The organism is Altererythrobacter sp. TH136, assembly GCF_007065885.1.
GTDB lineage: Bacteria > Pseudomonadota > Alphaproteobacteria > Sphingomonadales > Sphingomonadaceae > Tsuneonella.
Genome location: NZ_CP041409.1, coordinates 200,593 through 214,394, shown reverse-complemented (window position 1 = coordinate 214,394; position 13,802 = coordinate 200,593). Strand labels below are relative to the sequence as shown.

At 66.6% G+C, this 13,802-nt stretch carries 8 protein-coding genes; 5 read left to right on the top strand and 3 right to left on the bottom strand.

Going from position 1 to position 13,802, the window contains the following annotated elements:
• Positions 1-8 precede the first annotated feature (8 nt).
• From lepA to C0V74_RS01055, 3 genes are all read right to left on the bottom strand, one after another.
• Positions 9-1,826: a translation elongation factor 4 gene (gene lepA / locus C0V74_RS01065; RefSeq protein ID WP_143250255.1), complete on the bottom strand. Its 1,818-nt coding sequence runs from the start codon at positions 1,824-1,826 to the stop codon at positions 9-11.
• A gap of 49 nt (positions 1,827-1,875) precedes the next feature.
• Positions 1,876-4,068: an EAL domain-containing protein gene (locus C0V74_RS01060; RefSeq protein ID WP_143250254.1), complete on the bottom strand. Its 2,193-nt coding sequence runs from the start codon at positions 4,066-4,068 to the stop codon at positions 1,876-1,878.
• An 88-nt stretch (positions 4,069-4,156) separates the two neighbouring features.
• Complete coding sequence (locus tag C0V74_RS01055) at positions 4,157-6,658, bottom strand: EAL domain-containing protein (protein WP_349236017.1); 2,502 nt, start codon at positions 6,656-6,658, stop codon at positions 4,157-4,159.
• Between the two features lie 393 nt (positions 6,659-7,051).
• On the opposite strand from C0V74_RS01055, the gene C0V74_RS01050 reads away from it, so the two are divergent.
• The 5 genes from C0V74_RS01050 to C0V74_RS01030 all read left to right on the top strand — a co-directional run bounded on the left by C0V74_RS01050 (position 7,052) and on the right by C0V74_RS01030 (position 13,782).
• The gene (locus tag C0V74_RS01050; RefSeq protein WP_143250252.1) at positions 7,052-8,740 is read left to right on the top strand and encodes an alpha/beta fold hydrolase; all 1,689 of its coding nucleotides are present in this window, start codon (positions 7,052-7,054) and stop codon (positions 8,738-8,740) included.
• A gap of 14 nt (positions 8,741-8,754) precedes the next feature.
• Positions 8,755-9,618 carry an alpha/beta hydrolase gene (locus tag C0V74_RS01045; protein ID WP_246844912.1) on the top strand — a complete coding sequence of 288 codons (864 nt, stop codon included), beginning with the start codon at positions 8,755-8,757 and terminating at the stop codon, positions 9,616-9,618.
• Positions 9,615-10,934 (top strand): FAD-dependent oxidoreductase, encoded by a 1,320-nt coding sequence (locus tag C0V74_RS01040; protein WP_143250251.1) that lies wholly within the window; start codon positions 9,615-9,617, stop codon positions 10,932-10,934. Before C0V74_RS01045 ends, C0V74_RS01040 begins: the two co-directional genes overlap by 4 nt.
• Before the next feature lie 68 nt (positions 10,935-11,002).
• Entirely contained in the window at positions 11,003-12,772 is a 1,770-nt protein-coding gene (locus C0V74_RS01035) for a D-aminoacylase (protein WP_143250250.1), read from the top strand.
• A complete protein-coding gene (locus tag C0V74_RS01030; protein WP_143250249.1) occupies positions 12,769-13,782 on the top strand; it encodes an NAD(P)-dependent alcohol dehydrogenase in 1,014 nt (337 codons plus the stop codon). Before C0V74_RS01035 ends, C0V74_RS01030 begins: the two co-directional genes overlap by 4 nt.
• Positions 13,783-13,802: the final 20 nt, after the last annotated feature.

The window sequence follows — 13,802 nt, the reverse complement described above, 5'->3', positions numbered from 1 at the left end:
GCAGAGGTTCATTCCTCCCCCATCCGCAGCGCCGCGATGAAGGCCTCCTGCGGGATGCTCACGTTGCCATACTCGCGCATCCGGGCCTTGCCCTTCTTCTGCTTCTCCAGCAGCTTCTTCTTGCGGCTGATGTCGCCGCCATAGCACTTGGCGGTCACGTCCTTGCGCAGCGCGGCGATGGTTTCGCGGGCGATCACCTTGCCGCCGATCGCGGCCTGGATCGGGATCTTGAACAGGTGGCGGGGGATGAGGTCCTTCAGCCGCTCGCACATACCGCGGCCGCGCGCCTCGGCGACCGAGCGGTGGACGATCAGCGACAGCGCGTCGACCGGCTCGTTATTGACGAGGATGCTCATCTTGACGAGATCGCCTTCACGCAGGCCGATCTGTTCGTAATCGAAGCTGGCATAGCCGCGGCTGATGCTCTTCAGGCGGTCGTAGAAGTCGAACACCACTTCATTCAGCGGCAGCTCGTACACTACCTGCGCGCGGCCGCCGACGTACGTCAGCTCGCGCTGGATGCCGCGCCGGTCCTGGCACAGCTTGAGGATGGGGCCGAGGTATTCGTCGGGGGTGTAGAGCGTTGCCTTGATCCACGGCTCCTCGATCGTCTCGATCCGGCTGGGATCGGGATAGTCGGCCGGGTTGTGCAGCAGGATCTCGCGCGCGTCGTCGGTGCGGCTGGCGCGCAGCTGGATGCGGTAGACAACGCTGGGGGCCGTGGTGATGAGGTCGAGGTCGTATTCGCGCGACAGCCGCTCCTGGATGATCTCCAGGTGCAGCAAGCCCAGGAACCCGCAGCGGAAGCCGAAGCCCAGCGCGGCGCTCGATTCCATCTCGAAGCTGAAGCTCGCGTCGTTCAGGCGCAGGCGGCTGATGCTCTCGCGCAGCTTCTCGAAGTCCGCCGCGTCGACCGGAAACAGGCCGCAGAACACCACCGGCTGCACCTCCTTGTACCCGGCGAGTGCCTGGGTGGCGCCGTTCTTGACCGTCGTGATGGTGTCGCCGACGCGGGCCTGCTCCACCTCCTTGATCTGGGCGGTGATAAACCCGATCTCACCCGCGGCAATTTCAGGCAGGTCGATCCGCTTCGGGGTGAAGGCGCCGACGCGGTCGACCAGATGCTCGCTCTCGCCCTGCATGAACTTGACGTGGAGGCCCTTCCTGAGGACCCCGTCGATCACCCGGACGAGGATCACCACGCCGAGGTAGGGATCGTACCAGCTGTCGACCAGCATCGCCTTGAGCGGCGCGGTGCGGTCGCCTTTCGGGGGCGGTATCTTGGCGACGAGCGCTTCCAGCACGTCCTCGATCCCGATACCTGACTTGGCGCTGGTGAGCACGGCTTCGGACGCGTCGATGCCGATGATGTCCTCAATCTCGGCGCGGACCTTCTCGGGCTCGGCGGCAGGGAGGTCGATCTTGTTGATGACGGGGACGATCTCGTGGTCGTGCTCGATCGACTGGTACACGTTGGCGAGTGTCTGCGCCTCGACCCCCTGCGCCGCGTCCACCACCAGCAGCGCGCCCTCGCACGCGGCGAGGGACCGGGAGACTTCATAGGCGAAGTCCACGTGGCCCGGCGTGTCCATCAGGTTGAGCTCGTACGTCAGCCCGTCCTTGGCCGTGTAGTTGAGCCGCACCGTCTGTGCCTTGATCGTGATCCCGCGCTCACGCTCGATATCCATGTTATCAAGCACTTGATCGCTCATCTCGCGATCGGTCAATCCCCCCGTCGCCTGGATCAGGCGATCGGCCAGGGTGCTTTTGCCATGGTCGATGTGCGCAATTATCGAAAAGTTGCGTATAAGCGAAAGGTCAGTCATCGCGCGGGCCCTTAGCGCCCGTGCCGGCACCTGTCACGCGGGGCGCCGGTCAGGCGGCGCGATTGGTCTGGGCAAGATCGACCTGCAGGAATGCCGGTCGGCTCTTCGGCCCGTCATCGCGGCTTTGCGGCAGGTATGATCCAGGCGGCAGAGCGGCAAGCGGCATGCCCGCCGAAGCGAGGGCATAGGGGCTGATGCGATGCCTGGTGCACAGCCCGTCAGCCCCGTCGTTGATCAGCGCCTGCTCGAATTCCAGCCCCTGGGAGTAGCCTTCCGATCGGACGACTTCGGCAACCGCGAGTTGCCCGCCGCCGAGATCGAGCACCAGCGGGGTGCCAAGCGGCACATCGAGCAGCCCCTCGATCCCCGCCCCCGTCCGCGACAGGTTGCGCATGACCACTTCGTAACGGTGATCCTCGTGAATCACCCCGACCCGGCGAAAGGTCGATCGCCGATCCGCCCGATGCTTGGCCGGGCCTTCGGGTTCGAACTGAAGACCGCCCTCGAGCAGCCGCTCGAGTAGAGCGTCGTGCGTCAGCGCCTTGGAGAAGATGTAGCCCTGGATATGGCTCGCGCCGAGCTTGGTGATCAGGTCGAGTTCGTCCATCGCCTCGACCCCTTCGGCCACGGTTTCCATCTTCAGCGCGCGCGCCAGGCTGACGATAGCGGTGATGATCGCCGCGTTATTGTTCTCGTCTTCGGTCAGCCCGGCGACGAAGCTGCGGTCGATCTTGATCTTGTCGAGCGGGGCGCTGCTGAGATAGCCCAGCGACGAATAGCCGGTGCCGAAATCGTCGAGAGCGAGCCGCACCCCGATCTTCTTCAGGGCCTTGAGCATGATGCCCGTGCCCTGCGGATCGCCCAGAAAGACGCTCTCAGTGATTTCCAGCTCCAGACGCTCGGGCTCCAGTCCCGACCGGTCGAGGACCGCGCGCACCACCTTGGGCACGTCGGTTCCGGAAAACTGGATCGCGGACACGTTGACCGCCACCCGCAGCGAGTGCGGCCACTCGACCGCGTCGCGGCAGGCGCGCCTGAGCACCCATTCGCCGAGCGCGTTGATGAGGTTGGTTTCCTCGGCCACGGGAATGAATTCGGCCGGGCTGATCCAGCCGCGTTCCGGGTGATTCCACCGGACCAGCGCTTCCAGCGCGGTTACCTTGTGATCGCTGGTGCGCACGATCGGCTGATAATGCAGTTCCAGCTGGTCGGACTGGATCGCGTCGCGCAGATCCTCCTCGATCTGGCGGCGGAGCCGTGCGCCATCCTTCAGTTCACTGGAGAAGAACCGGTACTGCCCGCGCCCGCCGCCCTTGGCCGCATACAGCGCCAGGTCGGCGCTGCTGACCAGCTCGTCGGTGTCGATCCCGTCGTAGGGCGCGATCGCGATTCCGACCGAAGTGCCGATGATCGCCCGGCTGCCATCGAGCGAATATGGCTGGGAGATCATCTGGATCACGCTGTTGGCGATCTCGCCCAGCCGGCCGCGATCGTCGATGTCGGGAAGCATCACCTGGAATTCGTCGCCGCCCAGACGGCCGATCTCACCCTTGCTACCGACGATCCGTTCCAGCCGCTGCGCCACCTGCTTCAGCAATTCGTCGCCCGCCGGATGACCGAGTGTGTCGTTCACCTGCTTGAAGCGGTCGAGGTCGAGCATCATCAACGCGCAGCTGCGCTTGGCCGCCTTGTAAGCGATGAGCGTGGCGGTCAGCCGCTTGCTCATCCGGTGCCGGTTCGCGAGCCCGGTCAGCGAATCGTACTGGGCAAGACGCGAGGCATCGCGCTGGCTTTCGCGTACCGCCGTGATGTCCTTGGCGCTGCCACGATAGCCCAGGAATTCGTTTTCGCGATCGAGTTGCGGCTTGGCGCAAATCGACCACCAGCGTTCCGTCCCCGCCACGGACACGCGCACGGGCATGTCGGAGATGGTGCTGCGCGCGCGGAGCTGAAAGGCGAACGGCCGCTCCGCGCGGTCCTCGTCTTCCAGTTCATCGGGCAGGAACAGCGCGGTGAGCGGCGTGCCGAGCATCTGCTCGGGTTTCTGTCCCAGCCGATGCGCCGCGCTGGCGGACAGGTAGCTCAGCTTGCCTTCGGCGTCAGTCGCCCAGAACCAGCCCAGCTCCGATTCCTCGAACTGATCGAGCAGCGCCAGCCGATCGACATCGGCCGCGCTGGGCGAGCGCGTCGCCCCGCCGCTGCGGTCGCTGTTTCTGCGCGAAAAGATGCCGTTAAGTGCCACGTCTCTCCAAACCTGCGACTGGGACCCGTGACCGTTTCCCGGCCTTGGCGTGTCGCTTAGCGAACATGCCTAACCAAATTGCTAATGCTCACGCCGATCGTCTGAGTTCGCGGCGCACCGGGGGCGGCGGTTCCACCGCCAGCGCGACCAGCGTGCCCGAAGCGTCACGTTCAAGCGGGGCGGAGAACTCGACGCCCAGCCTGTCCTCCGCGCTCCAGCGCGCGGTCGCGGTGACGCTCAAGCCCTCCGACAGCAGAATGCGAAAGATCGTCCCGGGCGGCACATTCCACAGCCCCTCCACCAGCGCTCCGGTGGAGGAGATATTGCGAATGGTTCCGTTGTAGTGCTGCCCGCCATGCTCCAGCAGCACCTTGCGCAGCATCATGTGGCGCGATGCGCGGGCCGAACGCGGCCCCTTAGCGACGGCGGCCAGCCCGGTAGCGAGGCGCCGCGTCGCCGCGCCGGCATCGAGCGCGCGCTCGTAGATGAACCCCTGCACGTGGCTGCAGCCGTACATCCGCACCAGATCGAGTTCATCGAGGGTTTCCACGCCTTCGGCCGTCGTATCCATGCCCAGCGCCTGCGCGAGGCCGGTGATCGAGGCGATGATCGCGCCGTTTCGGCTGCCCGGCTCGGTCGCCCCGCGAACGAAGCTCTGGTCGATCTTGATCTTGTCGAAAGGCGCTTTCTTCAGGTAGCCGAGAGAGGAATAGCCGGTGCCGAAGTCGTCGAGCGCCAGCCGCACGCCCACCGCCTTCAGCGCGGCGAACATCGCGTCCGTGCCGGCGTCATCGTTAAGGAAAACGCTCTCGGTGATCTCAAGCTCGAGCCGCGAGGGCGTGATCCCGGCGCGCTCGATCGCGCTGGCGACGATAGCGGGCAACGCGGGGTTGGCGAACTGCAGCGGCGACACGTTAACCGCGCAGCGCACGTTTTCGGGCCAGGTGGCGAGGTCCCGGCAGGCGGCGTGAATGGCCCATTCTCCGATCTTGCCGATGAGGCCCGATTCCTCAGCAACGGGGATGAACTTTGCGGGGGACAGCCAGCCGCGCACCGGATGCCGCCAGCGCAGCAGCGCCTCGAACCCGGCGATCTTCTCGGTCGCCGTGTGGACCACCGGCTGGTAGTGCAGTTCCAGCCCGCCCTGCGTGATCGCATCGCGCAAGTCCTGTTCCAGCCGGCTGCGCTCCTCGGCGTCGGAATGGAGGTCGGCCGAATAGAAGTGCAGCCGCCCCCGCCCGCCATCCTTGGCCGCGTAAAGGGCAAGGTCGGCGTTGCGGATCAGCGCTTCGCTGGTCACGCCGTCCTCGGGCGACAGGGCGATGCCGATCGACGCGCCGATCACCACGCGCTGCCCATCGATGGAGTAGGGCTGCGACAGCGACGCGATCATGTCCTGCGCAAGCTGGCTGAGCTGGCCCCGCTCGATGCGTCCGGGGATGATGACCTGGAACTCGTCACCCCCGAGGCGGCCGACGAGCCCCATCTTGCCGACGGAACACTCCAGCCGCTGGGCCACCTGCTTGAGCAAGGCATCCCCCGCCGGGTGGCCCAGCGTATCGTTGACATGCTTGAACCGGTCGAGATCGAGCAGGAACACGCGGCAATCGCGGTGCATCTCGAGCGGCGCGGTCAGGATCTTCTCGAGGCTCTGCGACATCTGGAATCGGTTGGCGAGACCGGTAAGCGAATCGAAATGTGCCAGGCGCGACGTGTGCTCGGCGCTCTTGCGCTTCTCGGTCAGGTCCGTGCCCGACCCGCGAAAGCCGCAGAAGTTGTCGAACTCGTCGAAGATGGGGCGGCCGTTGATCGACCACCAGCGCTCCTCCGCCTCGATGCCAGCCCGCACCGCCAGGTCGCTGAAGGCGGAGCGGGCGGTCAGATGGAAAAGCAGCGTGCGTTCGCCCTCGCGCTTGTCGCTTTCAAGGTTGAACAGCTCGGCCAGTGGGCGTCCGGTCAACTCCGCGTCGTCGCGGCCCAGCGTGCGGGCGACGCTGTGCGAGACATAGGTGATCTGCCCCCGGCGATCGGTTTCCCAGAACCAGCCCTGGCCGGTTTCCTCGTAATCGTGGAGGATGTCCTCGGCGCGGTGGCGGACCCGCTCCAGCGCCTGCTGGCGTTCCTCCTCCGCGCGATTGATGCGGGCCTGGTATCGCGTCACCAGCACCATGACTGCGATGCCCGCGCCGGTAGCGCCGATCGCCGCCAGCGACCCGTCCATGATCGCGAAAACGCCCCACAAAACCGCCTTGCCAGCGAAGATCAGGGTCAACCGGTTGCCCAGCAACGCGGTAGACACCGCCGTCAGCGAGACCAGCGTCGCCACGCCCCAGTGGTACGCCAGCCCCCCGCTCAACATCCAGTATCCGAATGCCGCCGAGGTCAGCGCGATTGGCAGGAGGACCGCTATCACCAGCAGCCCCAGCGATGCGGGCGAGCGCGGGGGCAACCGTTCTTCAAGCCGCATTAGCCACGGCGCCGCGCCGACGATGGCGCATGCCAGCGCCGCCCAGACCACGCTGAGAAATGGCGGCACCGATCGTCCTGCGACAGCGGCGAACACCAGCGCGCAGACAACGAACACCGCCACCCGGGTCCACTGGCGCGGAATCTGGCACCCTCGCACATGGGCCGGCGCTTCGCGCGCGGGTCTGCTGCGCCGCGAGCGACGCCGCGCCTCCCCTTCCCGGCGCGACGGTGCCGGCATGGCTTGCCCCGACGCAGAACGCGCGCCTTCACCGGGCACTTCCCCGGGTGGAGCTGCCAGCAGCACCTGCGCTCGTTTGCCTACCATGCGTGCGCTTTTGAGCGCGGGCGCTTGATAATGTGTTAAAACAAGCGTGCGGGCGATGCGGTTTCAGCCTGCAGAAAGCGCTGACATTAATGGTTAACCGCGCCTTGCGAAGCAGCCTGGCGGCTCGCTTGCCAAGCACCGCGGCGCCGTGCATGAATCACGCTCATAAAGTCGCCACGGGAGAGCGCGATGAGCGGCCAACTGGAAAACGAAGCGGCGCAGTCAACCACGGCACTGGGCCCCATGGTCGGCCTGGTGCGTGAGGATTTCACCGGCGCGGTCGCGCTGCTCCTGCGGGAAACCGCCAGCGATCCGGCGCGCACGATGCGCCATGCCCGGGCGATGAGCGAGGACGTGCTCCAGATCGTCACCGGCAACAGCGACCTTGCGCCCGATCTCAAGGACAAGCGGTTCAAGGACCCGGCGTGGACCTTCAACCCGTTTTTGAAGGCCAGCGCGCAGTACTATCTCGCGATGCAGAAAGGCATGAAGAACTGGCTGAAGGAGCTGGAGCTCGACGCGCTGGAGCGCGACCGGGCGAACTTCATCAGCCAGATCATCATCGATGCGCTGGCCCCGACCAACACGCTGCTCGGCAACCCGGCCGCGCAAAAGCGCGTGGTCGACAGCGGCGGGCTGTCGCTGATCAAGGGGCTGAAGAACGCCTACACTGACATGGTCCACAACAAGGGCATGGTGTCGCAGGTGGACAAGCGGCCATTCAAGCTGGGCGAGAACGTTGCCACCACGCCGGGTCAGGTGGTGCTGCGGACCGAGATGATGGAGCTGATCCAGTACGCACCGACCACCGATCAGGTCTATGCGGTGCCGCAGCTGACCATCCCGCCGCAGATCAACAAGATGTATATCAACGACCTGTCACCGGACAAATCCGTGGTGAAGTACCAGGTCGATGCCGGCATCCAGACTTTCGTGATCAGCTGGAAGAACCCCACGAAGGAACAGGGCTCCTGGGGCATGGGCGATTACGTCGCCAGCTGCCGCGAGGCGATGGAGGCGGTGGCGGCCATTACCGGCAGCGACAAGGTGAACGTATCCGCCGGGTGTTCGGGCGGGCAGACGGCCGCCGTCCTGGCGAGCCAGCTGGCGGCGGACGGCAGCGACCTGCTCGGCGCGCTCACGCTGATGGTGTGCGTGCTCCACCCGCAACATGGCGATATCGAAGCCGGCGCGCTGATGACCGACAACGGCCTCGCGCTGGCCCGGAAGCGCGCGGCGAAGGGCGGGATCATCAGGGGCGACGACCTGTCGCGCGGGTTTGCCTGGCTCCGGCCCAACGACCTGATCTGGAACTACGTCGTCAACAATTACCTGCTGGGTGACGATCCGCCCGCGTTCGACGTGCTGTTCTGGAACTCCGACGCGACCAACCTGTCCGCCACGCTGATGGGCGATTTCCTCACCCTGTCGGAAACACTCGCCTTCACCAGGAAGGGCGAAGTCGAGATGGCCGGGCACCAGGTCGACCTGTCGAAGGTCGACGCCGACCTGTTCATTCTTGGCGGAGTGACCGATCACATCACCCCGTGGCGCGCGACGTACCGCTCCACCCAGTTGTTCGGTTCCGGCCAGGTGACTTACGTGCTCAGCCAGTCGGGCCACATGCAGGCCATCCTCAACCCGCCCGGCAATCCCAAGGCCCGGTACTACGTCCAGCAGGCCGACGGTCCCCTGCCCGCCACGGCCGAGGAATGGCTGGAGGGCGCGCATGAAGTCGCCGGATCGTGGTGGCCGTTCTGGATTGAATGGCTCCAGCAGCGGTCGGGCGAACAAACTGCTGCGCCCGAAACGTTGGGCGGTGAAAGTTTCGCGGCGACCGATCCCGCTCCCGGGCGTTACGTCCTCGAACAAGCCTGAAGGACTTAGCTGCCGTGACCGATCCGATGACCACCGCCCACGTTCGCCTGATGCAAGTGGGGGGGCGCGAATTGCGGGTCGCCACCTGGCGGCTCGACATGCCCTCCGATCACCTGCCGGTGCTGTTCTTCAATGGCATCGGGGCCAACATCGAAGCGGTCGCGCCGCTGGCCGAGGCGCTGGACGACCGGGGTTTCGTGATGTTCGACATGCCCGGGGTCGGCGGGTCTCCCGAACCCACTCTGCCGTACACGCCTGTGACCATGAGCCGCACGGCCGCCAAGCTGCTCGACCAGCTGGGCCTGGATGAAGTCGACGTCATGGGGGTCAGCTGGGGCGGCGCCATGGCGCAGCATTTCGCCTTGCAGCACGGCGGGCGCGTGCGCCGGCTGATCCTGTGCGCCACCACCGCCGGCATGCTGATGGTGCCCGGCAGTCCGGCGGCGCTGAGTAAGATGGTGGATCCGCGCCGTTACGTGGACGCCGCTTTCATGGAGAAGCACTTTGCCACCCTGTACGGCGATGCGCTGGGCAAGACCGCCGGCAAATCCTCGCACATTGGCCGGCTCACCCCGCCCACCCGGCGCGGGTACATCTACCAGCTGCTCGCGATGGTGGGCTGGACCAGCGCGCCCGCCCTGCCCTTCCTCCGCAAGCCGACGCTGATCATGATGGGGGACGAGGACGCGATCGTGCCGCTGATCAACGGACGCTTCCTGCACGCGCTGATCCGCGGCAGCGACCTCGAAATCTTCGAAGGCGGCGGACACCTGTTCCTGCTCAGCCACCGCGAACAGTCGGTCTCGTGCATCCGCACATTCCTCGATCGTCCGCTGCTTGAGGAGCACGGGCACGAGGAGAACAGGCAGGCCGCATGACCCGCCACCTCGCGATCGTCGGCTCGGGCCCCGCGGGGTACTACACGGCGGAGGCCGCGCAGAAAAAATGGGGCGACGATGTGCGGGTGGACGTGTTCGACACCCTGCCGGTGCCGTTCGGCCTGATCCGCACCGGGGTCGCGCCCGATCACCAATCGATCAAGGGCGTGAGCCGCCGGTACGAGACGACCGCGCTTTCCGACAACGTGCGCTTCGTCGGCAACGTAACCATCGGCCAGGATGTTACCGTCGAAGAGTTGCAAGGTCTCTACGATGCGGTGGTGTTCGCCACCGGCGCGCCGCACGACAAGCCGCTTGGCCTGCCAGGGGAGGACCTGGCCAACGTGTTCGGCAGCGCGGCGTTCGTCGGCTGGTACAACGGCCACCCGCAGTTCGCGCAGCTCGATCCCGACCTGTCGGGCAAGTCGGCGGTCGTGATCGGCATGGGCAACGTCGCGCTCGATGTGGCGCGCATCCTCTCCAAGACCGAGGACGAATTCGCCGGCAGCGATATCGTCAACCATGCGCTTGAGGCGCTGAAGGCCTCGCGGCTCACCACCGTCACCATCGTCGGCCGCCGCGGGCCGCACCAGATCATGATGACGCCCAAGGAACTGGGCGAACTGATGCACCTGTTGCGCGCCACCCCGCGCGTCGATCCAGCCGACCTGCCCGCGCCGGAGGATGATGCGATCCTGGAGCCGGGCCTGCGCAAGTCGGTCGGCCACCTGCGCAGCTTCGCCGCGATCCCGGAAAGCGAGCGCGCGGACAAGGCGGTCGAGATCGATTTCGATATGTTCGCCTCCCCCGTACGGCTGATCGGCACCGGGAAAGTAGAGGGCGTCGAGGTCGAACGCACGCGCGTGGAAGCCGGCCGCGCGGTCGGCACGGGCGAGACGTATGTGATACCCGTCGACCTGGTGGTCGCCTGCATCGGCTACCGCAGCTCGCCCATTCCCGGCGTGCCGTTCGACGAGCGGGCCGGCAAGTTCGCGAACGACGAGGGGCGCATCCTCCCCGGTCTCTACGCGGTCGGCTGGGCGCGGCGCGGGCCGACCGGCACCATCGGCACCAACCGCCCCGACGGGTTCGGGGTGATCGACCGGATTGCCGAGGACCTCGCCAGCGGCGCGCTTGGCACCGTAACCCGGCAAGGCCGCGCCGGGTTCGACGCGTTGGCCGAGGAGCGCCAGCTCGATATCGTCACGTTCCGCGACTGGAAAAAGATCGAGGAGGCCGAGGCCCAGGCCGCGCGCGAAGGCGCTCCGCGTGAAAAGTTCGTCGACATCGCCAGCATGATCCGCGCGCGCGGGTAAGCCCGTCAGGGCGCTGGACTCACCAGTTGCAATATGAGACCGTCCGCTCCGGAGAGAGGAGCACAAACATGCCCACATTCGACCTGATCATCCGCGGCGGCACCATCGTCGATGGCACCGGCCATGACCGCTTCACCGGCGACATCGCGATCAAGAACGGGCTGATCGCGCAGGTCGGCACGGTGCACGGGGACGCGGCGGAGGAGATCGCCGCGGACGGGATGATCGTCACGCCCGGCTTCGTCGACATCCACACGCATTACGATGGGCAGGCGACCTGGGACCAGGAGATGGCGCCGTCCAGCTGGCACGGGGTGACGACGGTGGTGATGGGCAACTGCGGTGTCGGCTTCGCCCCCGCGCATCCCGATCGTCACAACTGGCTGATCGGCCTGATGGAGGGGGTGGAGGACATCCCCGGCACCGCGCTCGCCGAAGGGATGAAATGGAACTGGGAGTCCTTCCCCGAATACCTCGACGCGCTGGAGGAACTGCCCCGCACGGTCGATGTCGGCACCCACGTGCCGCACGGCGCGGTGCGTGCTTATGTGCTGGGCGACCGCGAAAGGCCGGGCGCCGTGCCCACGGCCGAAGACATCGAGGCGATGGGCAAGATCGTCGAGGAAGGCGTCCGCGCCGGCGCGCTCGGCTTCTCCACCTCGCGCACCGTGCTCCATCGCTCGATCGACGGGGAGGTCGTTCCCGGCACCACCGCCACCGCGGAGGAACTGGTCGGCATCGGCCGCGCCATGGGCCGTGCTGGTCACGGCGTGTTCGAGATGGCCAGCGACATGATGCGCGAGTGGGACGAATTCGGCTGGATGGGCCAACTCAGCCGCGAGACGGGGCTGCCGGTCACCTTCGCCGCGCTGCAATCGATCGCCAAGGAACTGCCACTCGAAGAACAGATCGCCACCATGCGCGCGGAAAACGACAACGGCGCCAACATCGTCGCCCAGATCGCGCTGCGCGGCAACGGCATCGTGATGGCATGGCAGGGCACGGTGCACCCGTTCCGCCTGAAGCCAAGCTGGCAGGCGATCGCCGACCTGCCGTGGGACGAGCAAAAGGCCCGGCTGCTCGATCCCGCGTTCAAGGCGCGGCTGCTGGCTGAGGAAAATGACTTCAGCGAGGTCAACCAGGACATCATCGGCCTGATCATGGTCGTCACCGGCGGTTGGACCATGCAGTTCGAGATGGATCCCGATTTCGATTATGAGCCGCAAGCCGATGCCAGCATCGCCACCCGCGCCGCGGCGGCCGGGACCACCCCGGAAGAATACGCCTACGACCTGCTGTGCCGGGACGACGGCAAGGGGTTCATCTATTTGCCCTTGCTCAATTACGCTGACGGTAATCTCGACTTCCTGGAAGAGCTGCAGGCGGCGGATGACACGGTGAACTCGCTGTCCGATGGCGGGGCGCACTGCGGCACGATCTGCGATGCGGCCAGCCCCACGTTCATGCTCCAGCACTGGGTGCGCGATCGCAAGCGGGCCAAAGATCGTCCAAATGGCCGGCTCAGCATCGAACACGCCGTAAAACGCCAGTGCCTCGATACCGCGCGGCTGTACGGGCTGGAGGACCGGGGGGTGATCGCGCCCGGCTATCTGGCCGATCTCAACGTGATCGACATGGAGCGGCTCAAGCTCGGCAAGCCGTGGCTTGCGTTCGACCTGCCGGCGGGCGGCAAGCGGCTGCTACAGAAGGCGGAAGGATACGTCTGCACGATCAAGAACGGACGGGTGACCTTCCGCGAAGGCGTGTGGACCGGGGAAGCACCCGGCGGTCTTATCCGCGGGCCGCAGCGCGCCGCGCTGGCGGAAGCCGCCGAATGAAGGGAATCGTCACGGGCGCCGCGCCCTCCACGCTCGACGCCCTCACGCTGACCGATCTTCCCGACGCACCCGAGCCGGGACCGGGCGAGATCACCGTGCGCCTGCGGGCCAGTTCGCTCAACTTCCACGATCTCGCGGTGGTTTCGGGCATGATCCCCGCGCCGCAGGGCCGCGTGCCGATGTCGGATGGCGCGGGTGAAGTGATCGCGGTAGGGGGCGACGACACCGGCTTTGCGGTCGGAGACATCGCGCTCAGCCTGTTTTTCCCTGGCTGGCAGGACGGGCGCGACGTGCCCTACGCCGCGCAGCGGATGGTGCCGGGTGACAGCACCGACGGCTACGCGCGCGAAGTGGTCACCCGCCCCGCATCGTGGTTCACCCGCGCGCCCGCCGGCTATACCGCGGCCGAGGCGGCCACCCTGACCTGTGCCGGCCTCACCGCCTGGCGCGCGCTGTTCGTCGACACGCAGACCAAGCCCGGCGATACCGTGCTGGTCCAGGGCAGCGGAGGCGTGTCGGTGTTCGCGCTTCAGCTCGCCAAGGCTGCCGGGGCCCGCGTGATCGCCACCAGCTCAAGCGGCGAGAAGCTGGAGCGGCTGCGCGATCTCGGCGCCGACGAACTGATCAACTACAAGGAAACGCCCGCTTGGGGCCCGCTCGCGATGCAACTGACCGGCGGCCGCGGGGTGGACACCGTGGTCGAGGTCGGCGGCCCCGGCACCCTCGACCAGTCGATGCTGGCGGCGCGGGTCGGCGGACACATCGCCCTGCTGGGCGTGCTGACCGGCGTGGCCGGCCCGGTGCAGACGGCGCTGCTCTTTTCCAAGAACCTGACCGTGCAGGGCCTGACCGTCGGCAGCCGCGCCCAACAGCTCGGCCTGATCGCGGCATTGGAAGCGAACGGCATCAAGCCGGTGATCAGCGACACGTTCGAACTGGCGGACCTAGCCGACGCGTTCCGGCACCAAATCGCCAACAAGCACTTCGGCAAGATCGCCGTGAGAATCTGACAGCCGTCATCCCGGCGGAA

Excerpts from the sequence above, each read along its gene's own strand:
- C0V74_RS01035 (WP_143250250.1), top strand. The coding sequence starts at position 11,003 with ATGCCCACATTCGACCTGATCATCCGCGGCGGCACCATCGTCGATGGC.
- lepA (WP_143250255.1), bottom strand. The coding sequence starts at position 1,826 with ATGACTGACCTTTCGCTTATACGCAACTTTTCGATAATTGCGCACATC.
- C0V74_RS01030 (WP_143250249.1), top strand. The coding sequence starts at position 12,769 with ATGAAGGGAATCGTCACGGGCGCCGCGCCCTCCACGCTCGACGCCCTC.
- C0V74_RS01040 (WP_143250251.1), top strand. The coding sequence starts at position 9,615 with ATGACCCGCCACCTCGCGATCGTCGGCTCGGGCCCCGCGGGGTACTAC.
- C0V74_RS01050 (WP_143250252.1), top strand. The coding sequence starts at position 7,052 with ATGAGCGGCCAACTGGAAAACGAAGCGGCGCAGTCAACCACGGCACTG.